The sequence below is a fragment of the Pseudomonas sp. GW822-FHT05A08 genome, from assembly GCF_058800485.1.
This window is the reverse complement of the sequence record NZ_CM179511.1, coordinates 2,787,748-2,803,295: the sequence shown is the minus strand read 5'-3', so window position 1 is coordinate 2,803,295 and position 15,548 is coordinate 2,787,748. Positions and strand designations below refer to the sequence as shown.

15 protein-coding genes are annotated in these 15,548 nt (G+C 64.4%); 10 read left to right on the top strand and 5 right to left on the bottom strand.

The genetic code is table 11. The features are described 5' to 3' along the window. The first annotated feature begins 29 nt into the window (after positions 1–29). Complete coding sequence (locus AC3RCP_RS12625; RefSeq protein WP_009043285.1) at positions 30–359, top strand: hypothetical protein; 330 nt, start codon at positions 30–32, stop codon at positions 357–359. 147 nt (positions 360–506) lie between these two features. On the opposite strand, the gene AC3RCP_RS12620 is transcribed toward AC3RCP_RS12625, so the two are convergent. After that, positions 507–1,151, bottom strand: a complete 645-nt coding sequence (locus tag AC3RCP_RS12620; RefSeq protein ID WP_092421007.1) for a hydrolase — start codon at positions 1,149–1,151, stop codon at positions 507–509. A 175-nt stretch (positions 1,152–1,326) separates the two neighbouring features. On the opposite strand from AC3RCP_RS12620, the gene AC3RCP_RS12615 reads away from it, so the two are divergent. The 4 genes from AC3RCP_RS12615 to AC3RCP_RS12600 all read left to right on the top strand — a co-directional run bounded on the left by AC3RCP_RS12615 (position 1,327) and on the right by AC3RCP_RS12600 (position 6,246). Continuing rightward, positions 1,327–2,229, top strand: coding sequence for a LysR family transcriptional regulator (locus AC3RCP_RS12615; RefSeq protein WP_053260645.1), 903 nt, complete (start codon positions 1,327–1,329; stop codon positions 2,227–2,229). A gap of 141 nt (positions 2,230–2,370) precedes the next feature. Further along, positions 2,371–3,030 carry a methyltransferase family protein gene (locus AC3RCP_RS12610; RefSeq protein WP_101337527.1) on the top strand — a complete coding sequence of 220 codons (660 nt, stop codon included), beginning with the start codon at positions 2,371–2,373 and terminating at the stop codon, positions 3,028–3,030. Between the two features lie 480 nt (positions 3,031–3,510). Continuing rightward, positions 3,511–4,875 (top strand): glutamine synthetase family protein, encoded by a 1,365-nt coding sequence (locus AC3RCP_RS12605; RefSeq protein WP_007925006.1) that lies wholly within the window; start codon positions 3,511–3,513, stop codon positions 4,873–4,875. Positions 4,876–4,932: 57 nt separating this feature from the next. Next, positions 4,933–6,246: an NAD(P)/FAD-dependent oxidoreductase gene (locus AC3RCP_RS12600; protein ID WP_492571592.1), complete on the top strand. Its 1,314-nt coding sequence runs from the start codon at positions 4,933–4,935 to the stop codon at positions 6,244–6,246. Between the two features lie 174 nt (positions 6,247–6,420). Here the strand turns inward: AC3RCP_RS12600 and nadE are convergent, their stop codons facing one another. The 3 genes from nadE to AC3RCP_RS12585 are packed head-to-tail and all read right to left on the bottom strand — an operon-like array spanning position 6,421 to position 9,136. Then, positions 6,421–7,248, bottom strand: a complete 828-nt coding sequence (gene nadE / locus AC3RCP_RS12595) for an NAD(+) synthase (protein WP_101337525.1) — start codon at positions 7,246–7,248, stop codon at positions 6,421–6,423. A 1-nt stretch (position 7,249) separates the two neighbouring features. Next, positions 7,250–8,479, bottom strand: coding sequence for a nicotinate phosphoribosyltransferase (pncB, locus tag AC3RCP_RS12590; protein ID WP_101337524.1), 1,230 nt, complete (start codon positions 8,477–8,479; stop codon positions 7,250–7,252). A 9-nt stretch (positions 8,480–8,488) separates the two neighbouring features. Continuing rightward, positions 8,489–9,136 carry a nicotinamidase gene (locus tag AC3RCP_RS12585; protein ID WP_101337523.1) on the bottom strand — a complete coding sequence of 216 codons (648 nt, stop codon included), beginning with the start codon at positions 9,134–9,136 and terminating at the stop codon, positions 8,489–8,491. 184 nt (positions 9,137–9,320) lie between these two features. On the opposite strand from AC3RCP_RS12585, the gene AC3RCP_RS12580 reads away from it, so the two are divergent. From AC3RCP_RS12580 to AC3RCP_RS12565, 4 genes are all read left to right on the top strand, one after another. Further along, complete coding sequence (locus AC3RCP_RS12580) at positions 9,321–9,866, top strand: adenylyltransferase/cytidyltransferase family protein (RefSeq protein ID WP_101339413.1); 546 nt, start codon at positions 9,321–9,323, stop codon at positions 9,864–9,866. A gap of 1 nt (position 9,867) precedes the next feature. After that, entirely contained in the window at positions 9,868–10,575 is a 708-nt protein-coding gene (locus AC3RCP_RS12575) for an NUDIX hydrolase (RefSeq protein ID WP_101337522.1), read from the top strand. A gap of 7 nt (positions 10,576–10,582) precedes the next feature. Next, positions 10,583–11,089: an NUDIX hydrolase gene (locus AC3RCP_RS12570; RefSeq protein WP_492571591.1), complete on the top strand. Its 507-nt coding sequence runs from the start codon at positions 10,583–10,585 to the stop codon at positions 11,087–11,089. 215 nt (positions 11,090–11,304) lie between these two features. Beyond that, positions 11,305–13,137, top strand: coding sequence for a flavin monoamine oxidase family protein (locus tag AC3RCP_RS12565; protein ID WP_492571590.1), 1,833 nt, complete (start codon positions 11,305–11,307; stop codon positions 13,135–13,137). A gap of 75 nt (positions 13,138–13,212) precedes the next feature. Here the strand turns inward: AC3RCP_RS12565 and AC3RCP_RS12560 are convergent, their stop codons facing one another. Continuing rightward, on the bottom strand, positions 13,213–14,115 hold the full coding sequence (locus AC3RCP_RS12560) for a LysR family transcriptional regulator (protein ID WP_492571589.1): 903 nt from the start codon (positions 14,113–14,115) through the stop codon (positions 13,213–13,215). 101 nt (positions 14,116–14,216) lie between these two features. Between AC3RCP_RS12560 and AC3RCP_RS12555 the strand changes: the two genes are divergently transcribed. Further along, on the top strand, positions 14,217–15,440 hold the full coding sequence (locus AC3RCP_RS12555; protein WP_492571588.1) for an acetylornithine transaminase: 1,224 nt from the start codon (positions 14,217–14,219) through the stop codon (positions 15,438–15,440). Positions 15,441–15,548: the final 108 nt, after the last annotated feature.

The window sequence follows — 15,548 nt, the reverse complement described above, 5'->3', positions numbered from 1 at the left end:
ATAGATCGAAATGGTCAAGGGGCTTACAAATGAATCTGAACAATCAACCTACTATTGATGAACTGTCTCATCTGTTCGCGGCACAGAAAGACAGCCATGACAGCCATATCCTGTGGATTGCCAAGTCTGGCCAGGTCCATATCGACTGCCTGTCGCCCCACGCCCATGAAGAAGAGTTCGACAAGAACAACCAGGACCTGCTGGCCCGCCTGAAAATGTACCGCCGTGGCCAGGGCTACGTCGGCAAGAAGGCCGCCGCCGACAGGGACTTCATCGGACGGGTATTCGATACCCTGAAGAATGAATGGCAATCGCTGCAGAACAAGTCGGAAGTTCGGGTGATTGACCGGTTCTGCTAAGTGCAACTTGTCGTTGTCGCTGATCAACCGTTGATCCATTAAATAAAAAGGGACGCTCCAATAAGAGCGTCCCTTTTTTATTGCAACTTGCCAGTTAGTTGGATGACGCGGTGTTTCTGCTAAACCGCGTTACCCTTGGCGGCAGACTTACTTGACCTGCCGCTGCGGCGCCTTGTGCACCATGGTGTAGGCGTAATCCACACCCATGCCGTAGGCGCCGCTGTGCTCGCGCACCAGGTCCATCACCGCGTCGTAGGTGTCCTTGTGCGCCCAGTCGCGCTGGAACTCGAGCAGCACTTGCTGCCAGGTCACCGGCACCGCGCCGGCCTGGATCATGCGCTGTACCGACATGTCGTGGGCTTCCTGGCTGGTGCCGCCGGAAGCGTCGGTGACGATGTACACCTCATAGCCTTCGGCCAGGGCTTCCAGAGCCGGGAAGTTCAGGCAGACCTCGGTCCACAGCGCGGCCATGATCAGTTTCTTGCGCCCGGTGGCCTTCACCGCGTCCACCAGTTTCTTGTCTTCCCAGGAGTTCATCGAGGTGCGCTCGATCGGCTGATGGTCGGGGAACACGCTGAGCAGTTCCGGCCAGATGTAGCCGCTGAAGCTCTCGGTTTCCACCGAAGTGAAAATGGTCGGCACATTGAAGATCTTCGCCGCCTTGGCCAGGCCCACGGTGTTGTTCTTCAGGGTCTGGCGGTCGATCGACTGCACGCCGAAGGACATCTGCGGCTGGTGGTCGATCAGGATCAGGGCGGAGTTGTTTGGGTTGAGCAGTTCACGGATAGACATGGCGCGTTCCTTTTGCTGTCGAGTCGGTTCAAACGTTGAGTTGCACAATTCGGGAGCTCGGCGCGGGTTCCGCTGGGGAGGCTTTGCTGCCGGCTTGGTGGCTAATTTAGGGGTTGATATAAAAAGCAACAATTCCCTAAAATCGAGAATCATTGATTCCAAAACAGGGACAATTATGGATCGCATCGAATGCATGCGCGCGTTTGTCGTCACGGTCGATGCCAACGGCTTCGCCGCCGCGGCCCGGGCCATGGACGTGCCGCGCTCGAAAGTCAGCAAACAGATCCAGGCGCTGGAGGAAGCCATCGGCGTGCAGTTGCTGCACCGCACCACCCGCAGCCTGCATCTGACCGAAGCCGGCGCCGAGTACTACGAGTCGGCGCGGGAAGTCCTGGCCGCCGTGGACGAGGCCGAACAACGGGCGCGGGACGGCATCGGCGAATTGCGCGGGGTGCTGCGGGTCAACGCGCCGATGTCCTTCGGCCTGCGTCGTCTCGGACCGCTGGTGCCGCTGTTTCATGAGCAGCACCCGAACATCGAATTGCAGCTGGTGCTCAGCGACCAGCAAGTGGACCCGGTGCGCGGCGGTTTCGATGTGACCATTCGCATCGCCAGCCTGGCCGACTCGTCGATGGTCGCCAAGCTGCTGGCCCCGGCCCCGCGGATCATGGTGGCCTCGCCGGATTACCTGAAGCGCGCCGGCACCCCGCAGACGCCCCGCGACCTGACCGCCCACCAGTGCCTGAACTACGGCTACCTGCAAAGCGGGGTCAGCCTGCAGTTGAGCAACGGCAAGGACACCCAGCGCGTCCATGTCACCGGCCCGCTGCACGCCAACAACGGCGACCTGCTGGCCCAGGCCGCCGAGGCCGGCATGGGCATCGCCCTGCTGCCCGACTTCATCGTCGCCGACGCCCTGGCCGCCGGCCGCCTGGTGCCGGTGCTGTGCGAGTGGCAGGCGCCGCCGATCAGCATCCACGCGGTGTACCCGTCCGCCCGGCGCGTGCCGCAGAAGACCCGGGCCTTTATCGAGTTCCTGGTCGCCCAACTGGCCGACAAAGCGCCCGTGCTGCCGTAGGCACACGATGCAAACGACGCAGTGCATCAGCCACAGTGCCTCGCGGGCAAGCCTCGCTCCTACAGAGGCCGGGTGTCGCGGGATGTGGCGGCGATGGACCTACACTGAAGGCATACACCTCGGCATTCGTGAGGGGCCATCATGCGTAACTCTCCCCAACTCGCGGCGCTCAGCCTGATCGCTACCCTCGCCTACCTCGGCCTGGCCATCCTCGGCATGGGCGGACCGGTGGCGTTTTTCTCCCACCCGGCGCTGTGGGTCATCACCCTGTCCCTGCTGGCCATGGCCGGTGTGGCCCAGTTCAGCGAAGGCAACCTGAGCCCCGGCAAACAGGAAGACCGGGAAAACCGCTGGGTCCTCGTCGCCTTCGGCATCCTCGGGCTGTTGCTGGCCTTTCTTCCCGCCTATACCGACCGCCTGGACTTCTGGACCTTTGGTAGCACCGACGTGCGCTGGTTCGGCGTGGTGTTCTTTATCGGCGGCGGCATATTGCGACTGTGGCCGGTGTTCGTGCTGGGCAAGCGCTTCAGTGGCCTGGTGGCGATCCAGCCCGGCCATCAGCTGGTGACCACCGGCATCTACGGCACCCTGCGCAATCCGAGTTACCTGGGGTTGCTGATCAATTGCGTGGGCTGGGCCCTGGCCTTCCGCTCCGGGGTCGGCCTGCTGCTGACCGCCTTGATGCTGATCCCGCTGATTGCCCGCATCCACGCCGAAGAAGCCTTGCTGCACAAAGAATTCGGCAAGCAATACGACACCTACTGCGCCTACACCTGGCGCCTGGTGCCGTGGGTTTACTGAGGACTTTTTCCGCCGTGCTGCCGGGGGCGGTGTTAAATATTTTGTGACGCGCCCCTTGGCAGCGAGGAGCAGTCCCGGTAAAACGGTGAACCTCACTTGCACGAAATGTCCGTGAATTCTTGACGAGATCCGCCGGCCGATGAACGCCTTGTGTTGCCGCCCGCCCTGCCAGCCCCGCGCTGCTGCCCCGTGCAGCCGCCTCGGCATCGGCATTGGAACGGCAACAACGCAACGCCCCCACGGCGATCTCCACGGCAACCCCGGGGCCCGGCGATGAAACTGCTGGTCAACCTGCCCATGGCCCTGTGCCGCTCCCGCCTGCGTCATTCCTCGCGCCCTCCGGACCTCTCGCTTTCGCTCTGAACGCGCCCCTCTGCGCGTCGAGCCTTGCCGCCTTGCTATCTGCCATTGCAACCGGGCCCTGCCGGCGCCGCTGCATGAACCGAACCTGCGCGCCGCCATGGCGCAAGCGAGAGAACCATGAAATTTGCAGCCCTTGACGAGGCCCGTAGCTTCCTGGCCGCCAACCCCGATATCGACATGATCGAGCTGTTCATCCTCGACGCCAACGGCGTGCCGCGCGGCAAGCTGTTGCACCGCGAGGAACTGCTGGCGGTCTATGAAAGCGGCCGGCCGCTGCCCAGCACCATCCTCGGCCTGACGCTGCAGGGCGACGACGTGGAAAACTCCGGGCTGGTCTGGGACGTCGGCGATATCGACTGCCGCGCCTATCCCCTGGCCGGCAGCCTGGTGCGCCTGCCGTGGCGGCAGATCCCCACCGCCGCGGTGCAGGTCAGCATGCACCCGCAGGAAGGCCTGCCGGCCAGCATCGCCGACCCGCGCCACCTGCTGATCAAGGTCGTCGACCAACTCAAGGCCGAGGGTTATCACCCGGTGATGGCCTGCGAGCTGGAGTTCTACCTGCTGGACGCCAAGCGCGACGGCAACGGCCGCCCACAACCGGCGCTGGACGCCGACGGCGGCCGGCCACGGCACACCCAGGTCTATGGCCTGCGCGAGCTGGAGCAGATCGAACCCTTCCTCGCCGACCTCTACGCCGCCTGCAAACTGCAAGGCATCCCGGCGCGCACGGCGATCTCCGAATACGCACCGGGCCAGGTGGAAATCACCCTGGAACACGGCGACGCCCTGGAGGCCATGGACCAGGCCGTACGCTACAAGCGCCTGGTCAAGGCGGTGGCCCACCGGCACGGAATGCAGGCGACCTTCATGGCCAAGCCCTTCGATGACCTGGCGGGCACCGGTATGCACATGCACGTGAGCATCGCCGACGCCGAGGGCCACAACCTGTTCGCCGCCGAAGACCCCGCCGGCACCCCGCTGCTGCGCCAGGCGGTGGGCGGCATGCTCGCGTCGCTGCTCGACTCGCTGCTGCTGTTCTGCCCCAACGCCAACTCCTACCGCCGCTTCCAGGCCAACAGCTACGCGCCGCTGGCGCCGACCTGGGGCGTCGACAACCGCACCGTGAGCCTGCGGGTACCGGGCGGTCCGGCCAACAGCCGGCATATCGAGCACCGCATCTGCGGTGCCGACGCCAACCCCTACCTGGCAGCGGCGGCGATTCTCGCCGGGGTCCATCGCGGCCTGCGCGAACAGCTCGATCCGGGCGATCCGGTGCAAGGCAACGGCTATGCCCAGGCCAGCGAACTGCTGCCCACCGACTGGCTGACCTCGCTGACCGCCCTGGAGAATTCCACCTGGGCCCGCGACGCCCTGGGCAGCGAATTCCTCGGGGTCTACCTGGCGGTCAAGCGCGCCGAATACCGCCAGTTCATGGCCGAAGTCGGCGAGCAGGACTGGCGCTGGTACCTGACCCAGGCGTGACGCGCTGGCCGGCGTCACGGCGCCGGCCCGGCCCCAACAAAAATTCGAGAACAGCCCATGACAGTCGCATTCAACCCGGTCACACCGGCAGCCGAACGCTGCCCTTCGTATTACAGCGCCACCCTCAACAGCGAAACCGCCTACCCGCCCCTGCAAGGCCAAGTGAGCGTCGACGTGGTGATCATCGGCGGCGGTTTCACCGGCGTCGCCAGCGCCGTGGAACTGGCGGAAAAAGGCCTGAAAGTGGCCATCGTCGAGAGCCACAAGATCGGCTGGGGCGCCACCGGGCGCAACGGCGGCCAGGTCACCGGCAGCCTGTCCGGCGACGAGACCATGCGCAAGCAGATGCGCCGCACCCTGGGCGACGAAGTCGACGATTTCATCTGGCAACTGCGCTGGCGCGGGCACCGGATCATCCGCCAGCGCGTGGACAAATACGCCATCGCCTGCGACCTCAAGCACGGCCACCTGCACGCCGCCTACAAGCCCAGCCACCTCGCCGGCCTGCGCGCCGACTACGAAGAAGCGGTGCGCCGCGGCATGGGCGACGAGGTCAGCCTGCTGGACCGGCAACAGGTGCGCGAGGTGCTGGAAAGCCAGCTGTACCACGGCGCGATCAAGAACACCCGCAACCTGCACCTGCATCCGCTGAACCTGTGCATCGGCGAAGCCCGCGCCGCCGAGAGCCTCGGCGCGCTGATCTTCGAACACAGCGAAGTGCTGCGGATCGTCCACGGCGAGCGCCCGGCGGTGATCACTGCACACGGCCGCATCGACGCCAAGCAGGTGCTGCTGGCCGGCGACGTGTACCACAAGCTGGAGCCCAAACAGCTCAAGGGCAAGATCTTCCCGGCCATGGGCGGCATCGTCACCACCGCGCCCCTGGGCGACCTGGCCAAGCGCCTCAACCCCCAGGACCTGGCGGTCTACGACTGCCGCTTCGTGCTCGACTATTACCGCATGACCGCCGACGGCCGCCTGCTGTTCGGCGGCGGCGCCAACTACAGCGGCAAGGATTCGCGGGATATCGCCGGCGAACTGCGCCCCTGCATCGAACGCACCTTCCCGGCGCTCAGGGGCGTGGCCATCGACTTCCAGTGGAGCTGCGCCATGGGCATCGTGATCAACCGCATCCCGCAGCTGGGCAAGATCTCGGACAACGTCTGGTACTGCCAGGGCTACTCCGGACACGGCATCGCCACCAGCCACATCATGGGCGAGATCATGGCCCAGGCCATCACCGGGCACCTCGAGCACTACGACACCTTCGCCGACTGCCGGCACATCCGCGTGCCCTTCGGCGACCAGCTGGGCAACCCGATGCTGGCGGCGGGCATGTGGTACTACCAGATGCTCGAACGGTTGCGCTGAGGCCCCAGCCTTCCTCGTATCCGTAGGAGCGAAGCTTGCTCGCGATAGCGCCCTTGAGACCGCCATCGCCGGCAAGCCTGGCTCCTACAGAAGCAATCCACGATCCTCCCGCAGGAACGAAGCGTGCTCGCGATGGCATCCTTGAGATCGCCATCGCCGGCAAGCCATAGAGGGTCAGGCAGGGGTGCGCGGCAAGGCGCGTTTGTGGGCGGTGCGGTGGTAGGCGGTTTCGATCAGCTGGCGCACGGCATCGGACACCGGTTCGCCCATCAGGTAGGCGTCGATCTCGGCGTAGCTGCAGCCATAAGCCGTTTCGTCCAGTTTGCCCGGCGCCAGTTCTTCAAGGTCCGCCGTGGGGGCCTTGTGCACCAGGTGCCCGGGAGCGCCAAGCGCCTCGGCCAGCGCGCGCACCTGGGTCTTGGTCAGGCCCGACAGCGGAGCCAGGTCGCAGGCACCGTCGCCGTACTTGGTGAAAAACCCCATCAGGGCCTCGGCACCGTGGTCGGTCCCCACCACCAGGCCGTTGCTGAAGTTGGCGACCGCATACTGCGCCAGCATCCGCGCCCGCGCCTTGACGTTGCTCTTGGCGAAATCGGTCAGTTCGGCCGACGGCTGCAAGCCTTCGATTCGCACCTGGCTCATCAGACCGTCGACACTCTCGGCAATGTTGCAGGTGCTGACCGAGTCCGGGCGGATAAAGTCCAGGGAGGCCTGGGCATCGCTTTCGTCAGCCTGGCTTTTATAGGGCAGGCGCATGGCGATAAACCGGGTGTCGTGCCCTGCCCCACGCATCTGCTCCACCGCCAGCTGGCACAGGCGCCCGGCAGTCAGGGAATCGACGCCACCGCTGATGCCCAGCACCAGGGCCTGGCCGCCGGACTCGCGCAACACCTGCTGGATGAAATCCACGCGCCGGACGATTTCCGCGGCTTCGTCTCCGCGCGCCAGTTGCCGATCGATGCCCAGCTCCCGGGCAATTCGTTCTTGGGTTTGGCTGCTCATATCAGGCCTCCAGGGGCGAGTTACTGAGGTTGACGTTGAACACCTGCGCCGCGTACCTGAGGAACGACGGGTCTTCGCAGACGTTCTTGATCGGGTCATCGGAGAACTTCACCACCGGTTCGCCATGCACTCGCACCAGCTTCATAACGATGCTCAGCGGCTCGACGCCTTCGACATCGCAGGCCAGGCTGGTGCCCATGCCGAAACCGAACCGGGCCTGGCCACGCACGTGACGCAGGATCGGCAGGCATTTCTCGAAGTTCAGACCGTCGGAGAACATCAGGTCCTTGGTCCGTGGATCGATGCCCAGTTCCCGGTAGCGGGCCAGGACCTTGTCGGCCCAGGCAATCGGGTCCCCGGAATCCTGGCGCAGGCCGTCGTAGAGCTTGGCGAAGTACAGGTCGAAGTCCTTGAGGAAGAAGTCCGTGCTGATGCAGTCGGTCAGGGCAATGCCCAGGCGGCCGCGGTATTCGCGCACCCAGTTTTCCAGGGCCGTGTTCTGGCTCTCCCGCAGCCGTCCCAGTTGCTGGTGCACCATCAGCCACTGGTGGGCCATGGTGCCGATCAGCGGCAGGTCGAACTCGTAGGCCAGGTGGGCGTTGCTGGTGCCGACGAAGACCCCGGGGAAGTCGCTGCGCATGATCTTCACCACCTCGCGCTGGGCCTTGAACGACAGGCGCCGACGCGTAGAGAAGTCCGAGACCCGCAGCTCGGCGAGTTCTTCGCGGCTGGCGTTGTTCTCCAGCCATTCGAATTTCCGATAGAGCCGGCGGGTGACGTCAGCAAGCTCCACCTCCGGATACCTGTCGCGGTTGCGCAACTCACTGACCATGGCCAGCACCGGCTGTTCGAACATGATGCAGTGCAACATCGGGCCGCGGACGCGAATGCTCAGTTGGCCATCGACCGCCGCCACGTGGATGTAGCGCAGGTTGAAACGGAACAGGCCGAGAAACTGCTCGAAGTCCGGGGTCAGGTACTCGCGAAAACGCTTGTTGAACAGAAAGCGCTGTTCGCCTTCGCGCATCTGCAGGCTGGCGAGCTTTTCCAGTTCCTGGCGGATCTCCGGGATCAGATGCACCAGGGACTCTCTGGAGCGGACGATGAACTGGTATTCCACATCGACATTGGGGTGCTGGTGCAGCACCGCCTGCATCATGGTGAAGGTGTAGTAGTCGGTGTCCAGCAGGCCCTGGATCACGCCATTGTTACGGTCAAATGCACTTTCCATGGTGACTCCTCAGGCACTGGCCAATCTGGCGGTTTCTTCGCGGGTCGCGGCCACCGCGATACCCGCTTGTTGCATCTCGTCGATCGCCTGGGTGGCGCCCTCTGCGCTGATGGCGCGGCATGCCGGCAGATGGATGATCACCTTGAAGCCGGCGGCGGCCAGTTGCAGGGCGGTGGTCTTGACACAGAAATCCAGGGCCAGGCCGCCGACGATGACCCGTTGCACACCCTGGCTGTCGAGGTACTCGATGACCCCGGTGGACAGCTTGCCGTGCAGGTCGTGGTAGCAGGCGCCATAGGGGTGCAGGTCCGGCTCCACGCCCTTCCACACGAAGTAGTCGTAGTCATAGGGCGTCGGCAATTCGTCCAGCAGGGTGAACCCTTCGGTGCCCGGTACGCAGTGGCTGACCCAGGTCAGGTCGGCATGCTCCAGGCCGGTGGGCTGGAGCATCTGCCCGGGCTCGTTCACCACCCAGGGGGCCTGGGGGCTGTGGGCGTCCTTGCTGCCGATGCGCAGGCTGGCCAGGGTCGCCATGAAGTTCAGCTCGCCACCGATGCGGTCGCCCTCGGCCACGGGCAGTTCGTCCGGGCACAGCGGGGTAAAGCTCTTTTGTGCATCGACATCGAAGGAAGCGGTCTTCATCGTTTGGCTGTTCATGCTGGTTCTCTCCTTTGCATGGAACATAAAGTACACGTCATGTACTTTCATAGCAACCCCCTTTGACTCCGCTTTTTATTTCATCGATCCAGATCAAACAATATAAATAGTGCATGACATGCCAATTCCCTGCACGCACAAGCAATGATAAGGTACACGTCATGTACCAATGCAGGAGATGCAGATGTTTGAACTGGCCCTCTATGGCGGCGCCTTCAACCCGCCCCACGCCGGTCACGTCCGGGTCATGCTTGAAGCCGCCCGCCACGCCCGGCGCGTGCTGGTAGTCCCCAGCTTTCGCCATCCGGACGGCAAGCGCATGGCCGACTTCGAGCAACGGGTGAACTGGTTGCAGGCCATCACCCGGCACCTGCAACCCGAGTGCCCCGCCGAACTGGCAGTGAGCCGCCTGGAGCAGCAACTGGGCCTGGCCGATCCCGCCCCGGTCTACAGCTACACCCTGCTGCAACGGCTGGCGGACGACCTGGCTCTGGATGGCAAGCGCATTGCCTTGGTGGTGGGTGAAGACGTGGCGCGCCAGTTGCCCGGGTTCCATCGCGGCGAGGAGTTGCTGCAGCGCTTTTCCATCCTGCGGATCGAAGAACAACCGGGGGTGCGCAGCAGCGTGTTGCGTCAATGCCTGGCCCGCGGCGAAACACCGCCAAGCCAATGGCTGGCACCGGGCATGAATCCGCTAAACTACGGCCTCTACGCCGTCCACGGAAGTTGATATGCCCGACCGCCCCCTCTCCCCCAGCGCCTACCTGCACACCATCGACCTGTGCCTGCTGCGCTATAACCGCGAACGCTCCGAGCTGGAAATCCTCCTCCATCAACGCGACAGCGAGCCCTTCGCCGGGCACTGGGCCCTGCCGGGCATCGTGGTCAACGGCGATGTCGAGGACCGCAGCCTGAATGATGCGGTGCAGCGGCTGCGGCGCTCCAGCAAGGTGGACATGCCCCTGGCCTGGCTGGAGCAGGTGGGCACGGTCGGCGACGCCTTTCGCGACCCGCGCTGCTGGTCGTCCTCGACCTTCTACCTGGGGATCGTCAGCGAGCCGGTGGAGCCCGGTCCGCAGCAGGGTTTCTTTACCCTCGGCGACGTGGCCAGCGGCAGCTTCAAGCTGCCCTTCGACCACAACAGCCTGGTGGCCCAGGTGCACGAGCGGCTGTTTTCCAAATCCCTGTACAGCAGCCTGCCGTTGATGTTTCTCGGCAGCGAGTTCAGCGCCCCCGAAGCGGTGATCATCTTCTCCCTGGTGCTGCAACGGCCAGTGCTCAAGACCAGCATCCGCCAGCGCCTGTTGAAGATGAGCGAAGCCGGTTACCTGCGCGAAACCGGACGCAAGAAAAGCGGCGACGGCGGCCGGCCGCAAGCCACAGTGGAAAATCTCAAGCCCGCCGAGCTGTACCTGTTCGATCGCTGTTTTCTGGAGTGATACCCCCATGAGTTCCATCGCCGACAACCAGTGCCTGCTGGAAACCCCGTATTTCAAGGTGGTCCGTGAGCAGGGCTACTTCATCATCAAGGAACCCCGGGCGGTGAACGGCGTGGTGGCCGTGCCGACCCTGGCCGATGGCCGGCTGATGCTGGTCAACCTCAAGCGGCGGGCCATCGGCGGCCAGTCCATCGAGTTTCCCCGCGGCGCCATCGATGCCGGGGAAAGTGCCGTTGACGCCGCGGCCCGCGAATTGCTGGAGGAAACCGGCTGGCAGGCGTCGCACGTTCGCGAACTGGGCCTGCTGCACAGCAACACGTCGCTGATCGCCAGCGCGGTGGCGGTGTGTCAGGTGCAGATTGCCGAACAACAGGCCGCCGCCACCGATGGTGAAGTGGACCATCTGCTGTGGGTCAGTCGCCAGGAATTGATGACGATGATCGCCACCGGCCGGATCACCGACGGCCACACCCTGTCGGCGGCGATGATACTGCTGGCCAGCGAGTCGGCCTGACGCCAGCCAGCCCTGCTGCCGGTCCTCCGGCACCAGGGCATCGGGCATCAAATCCTCCTCTCTCACGCTCTTGCACTACTGTCCCGCGCGGGCACAAACCCCGCCCGCCCCTATGCACCCCGAAATCTGTTCTAGGCTTGGACCTCTGGCGACTATTGATTTAGAGCCATCGAGCAAGTGAAAACACATGGAAATGACTTTCAAGGAGAAACCCCATGTCTGCGATTCCTTCCAGAACCAACCGCTCTCCCCTGCGCATGAACAAGGACGTCACCGCGCTGATTCCGGACTTCCCCTTTCACTACGCCGACTTCCTACAGAAAGCACAGGGCAGCCCCCTGGGCCATGTCGCCCCGGAGAACTACGGGAAACAGGTGCTGATCGTCGGTGCCGGCGTCGCCGGCCTGGTCGCCGCCTATGAGGCCATGCGCATGGGCCTGCACCCGGTGGTGGTCGAAGCCTCCGAGCGCATCGGCGGGCGGCTCTACTCCAAGGTCCAGGGCGACCCCGAAAACCCAGGCAACCAGGTGCTCTGTGAACTGGGCGCGATGCGCTTTCCGGTGTCCGGCAAGGCGCTGTTCCACTACTTCCGAAAGGTCGGCATGACCGACAACTCGGCGGACTTTCCCAACCCGGGCACCGCCGCGGCGATCAGCACCGTGGTCGATTACCGCGGGGAAAAAGTCTATTACGAAGTGGACGGCCGCCCGGGTTTTAAAAAACCAGAGAAATACACCAAACTGGAAAACCAGTTCTTCGATAACTTCCTGGAAACCTACGATTTCACCGCCATGGAAAAGGCCATGACCGAAGACCACATCGATCAACAGACGATCAAGAAGCTGTGGAACGCCATCGTCAACCCCGCGACCGGCACCAGCGGCGACGATGTCAGTTTCTACGCCGCGCTCCTGGAAAACTCCGGCTGGGACAAGGCCGATATCGACCTGTTCGGCCAGATCGGCTTCGGCACCGGCGGCTGGAACACCGACTACCCCAACAGCATCCTCGAACTGCTGCGCGTGCTGTACACCGGCCTGGACGCCGACCACCAACTGATGTTCGACGGTTCCTCCAGCCTGCCGCAACGGCTCTGGTCGAAGACCCCGAAAGAGCTGGGCGACATGATGAAGCATTGGTCCGCGGAAACCACGGTCGAAGCCCTGTCGCGCGAGGTATTCCCGGACCCGTTCCACCAGGAAGTGCGACACATCGAACGCCAGCCGGACGGCTCCTTCCGCGTCTCCATCACCGATACCCGCACCCAACTGACCCGGCAACACAACTTCCCCAGCGTCATCTATACCCCGCATGTGCGGATCCTCGACAAACTGCGCTACTCGGGGAACCCACAAAGCCTTCCCGCCATGGACAGCCTGCTGCCCATCGATACCTGGGAAGCCATCATGTACACCCACTACATGCAGTCGGCGAAGATTTTCGCCGCCACCCAGCGCCCGTTCTGGAACGACCCGGTGGCAGAGGGCGAGCAACGCAAGATGAGCATCACCCTTTCCGACCGGCTGACCCGCGGCACTTACCTGGTGGACTACTCGGCCAGCAAGGGCGACTACAAAGGCAGCGGGATCTTCCTGTCCTACACCTGGAACGACGATGCCCTGAAGTTCCTCGGCGACCGCCCCGCGCCGCTGCCGCAGCATGTCGACCTGTGCACCAACCTGCTGGACAACCTCTACCCGGATATCAAGCTCAACGAGCAATACAGCACGGTCGATGCGTTCGTGGAGCACAACTGGGAGGACCAGCCGCTGTACCTGGGCGCCTTCAAGATGAACTTGCCGGGGCAGTACGAGTATCAGCGGCGGATCTTTTCCCAGTTCATGAGCGGCATCGATACGGAGCAACCCTATCGCTTCATCCTGGCGGGCGATGACGTGTCCTGGACCGCTGGCTGGGCCGAAGGTGCGGTCACCACCGCGATCAACGCGGTGAACAAGCTGGCGGTGTGTTTTGGCAGCGGCAGCCTGCCGGGCAACCCGGGGCCGGTGGAATCCTGGGACAAACTGAAGCCTGTCGAACGGGCTTGACCGAACCTGCGTGAACCCGACCCCGTCGCTGCCAGACCGGCACGACGGGGTCTTTGCTTGATGGCCCGACATCGATCAGCGTCCCCACTTCTCCAAGGCAAATTCGACGAAGCTGCGCAGCTTGGGCAGGCGGTAACGGTCCTGGGCGTACAGCAGGTGCATCGCTCGCAAGGGCAATTGATAGTCCTGCAACACAGGCACCAGCCGCCCCTGTTGCAGGTCCTCCTCCACCAGGGCATCGGGCATCATCACCACCCCCAGGCCACCCCGCGCCGCGCGGTGCAGGCCGGACGAAGTGTTGGTCAGCAGCGAACCGGACACCGGAATCAGCACGTCCCCCTCGGGCCCGCGCAACGGCCACTGGGTGGCGGTGGAGCTCCACTCGTCACCGGCCGGATAAGCGAACGCCAGGCAGTTGTGGTGCTGCAGGTCCTCCGGGACTTGCGGCGTGCCGCAGCGTTCCAGGTAGTCCGGCGCGGCGCAGATGGTCAGGGTGTAGTCCTCCAGGGGCCGGGCGATCAGCGACGTGGTGTCCAGGTTGCCCAGGCGAAAAGCCACGTCGAAGGCGCCGTCGATCAAATCGAAGCGCTGGTTGGCCAGGGTCAGTTCCACCTTGACCTGCGGGCAGCGCTGCTGGAATTCGCTCAGCGCCGGTGCCAGGCGCTCGGTGCCGAAGGTCAGCGGCGCGGTGATGCGCAGGGTGCCGGACGGCTCGCCCTGGACCTGTTCCGCCATGCGCTCGGAGTCCGCCACCAGCCCCAGCACCGCCAGGCAACGCTGGTAATACTCGGCGCCGAACTCGGTCAGGCGCTGGCGCCTTGTGGTGCGGCTGAGCAGGCTGACCCCGAGGCGCTGCTCCAGGGCCCGCAGGTGATTGCCGACCATGGTGGTGGACAGGCCGCACTCACGGGCGGCGGCGGTCATGTTCCCCACCTCCACCACCTTCACATACACCGTCATCGCCTGGAACAGATCCATTATCAACCCTGACTTGAAGATGATTAAAGAATTTACGAGTTTATCTAGCCAGGGTGGCTAACGATACTGCCAGCACACCCCACTCGATGGAGCGACCCGTCATGACCGCCACCTGCCTGATGAGCACCTATCAACCGCTGCCCCTGAGCTTCACCCACGGCCTGGGCACCCGCCTCTGGGACCAGGCCGGCCGCGAATACCTGGACGCGGTGGCCGGTGTGGCGGTGACCGGCATCGGCCATTCCCATCCCAAACTGGTCAGCGTCATCCGCGAACAGGCCGGCCTGCTGCTGCACACCTCCAACCTGTACAGCATCGATTGGCAACAGCGGCTGGCGCAGCGGCTGACCCGCCTGGCTGGCATGGACCGGGCGTTCTTCAACAACTCCGGCGCCGAAGCCAACGAGACCGCGCTGAAGCTGGCACGGCTGCACGGCTGGCACAAAGGCATCGAGCGGCCGCTGGTGGTTGTCATGGAACACGCCTTCCACGGCCGTACCCTGGGCACCCTGGCGGCCAGCGACGGGCCGGCGGTGCGCCTGGGCCTGAACACACTGCCCGGGGATTTCCTCAAGCTGCCCTTCGGCGACCTGGCCGCCCTGGAGCAAGCCGCGCAGGCCCACGGCCCGCGTATCGCCGCGGTGCTGATGGAGCCGATCCAGGGCGAAAGCGGTATCCGCCTGGCCCCGCCCGGCTACCTGAAAGCCGTGCGCGAACTGTGCAGCCGGCGCAACTGGCTGCTGATGCTCGACGAGATCCAGACCGGCATCGGCCGCACCGGCCAGTGGTTCGCCTGCCAGCACGAGGGTGTGGTCCCGGATGTGATGACCCTGGCCAAGGGCCTGGGCAACGGCATCCCCATCGGCGCCTGCCTGGCCCGGGGCAAGGCCGCGCAGCTGTTCACCCCCGGCAGCCACGGCAGCACCTTCGGCGGCAACCCGCTGGCCTGCCGGGTGGCCTGCACCGTACTGGAGATCATCGAGGAACAAGACCTGCTGGCCAACGCCAGGCGCCAGGGCGAGCATCTGTTGCAACGCTTGCGGGTGGAGCTGGCCGATCACCCGCAGGTCCTGCAGGTGCGCGGCCTGGGCTTGATGATCGGCATCGAGCTCAAAGCCCCGCAGCGCGAGCTGGCGCTGCGGGCGGCGCAGGATCACGGACTGCTGATCAACGTGGCCCGGGGCACCACCATCCGCCTGCTGCCAGCGCTGATCATCGATGAACGGGAAGTCGAGATGATCGTGCGCGGGGTCAGCCGGACGCTGCAAAACGCTGAAGGTGATGGCGGTGCAGCAAAAGAGGCAGAAATGCTGGCAGTGTCGTGACCGATGCCTGATGGTCAGCGAGGTCAGGCGAGGTGAGTTAGAACGCTATCGCGAGCAAGCTCGCTCCTACAGGAGCCTGTATGTTTCTGCAGGAGCGAGCTTGCTCGC

What these genes read in the sequence shown, in the direction of transcription:
- AC3RCP_RS12620 (WP_092421007.1), bottom strand. Translation starts at nt 1,151, where the DNA reads ATGTCTATCCGTGAACTGCTCAACCCAAACAACTCCGCCCTGATCCTG.
- AC3RCP_RS12585 (WP_101337523.1), bottom strand. Translation starts at nt 9,136, where the DNA reads ATGAACAGCCAAACGATGAAGACCGCTTCCTTCGATGTCGATGCACAA.
- AC3RCP_RS12625 (WP_009043285.1), top strand. Translation starts at nt 30, where the DNA reads ATGAATCTGAACAATCAACCTACTATTGATGAACTGTCTCATCTGTTC.
- AC3RCP_RS12560 (WP_492571589.1), bottom strand. Translation starts at nt 14,115, where the DNA reads ATGGATCTGTTCCAGGCGATGACGGTGTATGTGAAGGTGGTGGAGGTG.
- pncB (WP_101337524.1), bottom strand. Translation starts at nt 8,479, where the DNA reads ATGGAAAGTGCATTTGACCGTAACAATGGCGTGATCCAGGGCCTGCTG.
- AC3RCP_RS12575 (WP_101337522.1), top strand. Translation starts at nt 9,868, where the DNA reads ATGCCCGACCGCCCCCTCTCCCCCAGCGCCTACCTGCACACCATCGAC.
- nadE (WP_101337525.1), bottom strand. Translation starts at nt 7,248, where the DNA reads ATGAGCAGCCAAACCCAAGAACGAATTGCCCGGGAGCTGGGCATCGAT.
- AC3RCP_RS12555 (WP_492571588.1), top strand. Translation starts at nt 14,217, where the DNA reads ATGACCGCCACCTGCCTGATGAGCACCTATCAACCGCTGCCCCTGAGC.
- AC3RCP_RS12600 (WP_492571592.1), top strand. Translation starts at nt 4,933, where the DNA reads ATGACAGTCGCATTCAACCCGGTCACACCGGCAGCCGAACGCTGCCCT.
- AC3RCP_RS12615 (WP_053260645.1), top strand. Translation starts at nt 1,327, where the DNA reads ATGGATCGCATCGAATGCATGCGCGCGTTTGTCGTCACGGTCGATGCC.
- AC3RCP_RS12580 (WP_101339413.1), top strand. Translation starts at nt 9,321, where the DNA reads ATGTTTGAACTGGCCCTCTATGGCGGCGCCTTCAACCCGCCCCACGCC.
- AC3RCP_RS12570 (WP_492571591.1), top strand. Translation starts at nt 10,583, where the DNA reads ATGAGTTCCATCGCCGACAACCAGTGCCTGCTGGAAACCCCGTATTTC.
- AC3RCP_RS12605 (WP_007925006.1), top strand. Translation starts at nt 3,511, where the DNA reads ATGAAATTTGCAGCCCTTGACGAGGCCCGTAGCTTCCTGGCCGCCAAC.
- AC3RCP_RS12565 (WP_492571590.1), top strand. Translation starts at nt 11,305, where the DNA reads ATGTCTGCGATTCCTTCCAGAACCAACCGCTCTCCCCTGCGCATGAAC.
- AC3RCP_RS12610 (WP_101337527.1), top strand. Translation starts at nt 2,371, where the DNA reads ATGCGTAACTCTCCCCAACTCGCGGCGCTCAGCCTGATCGCTACCCTC.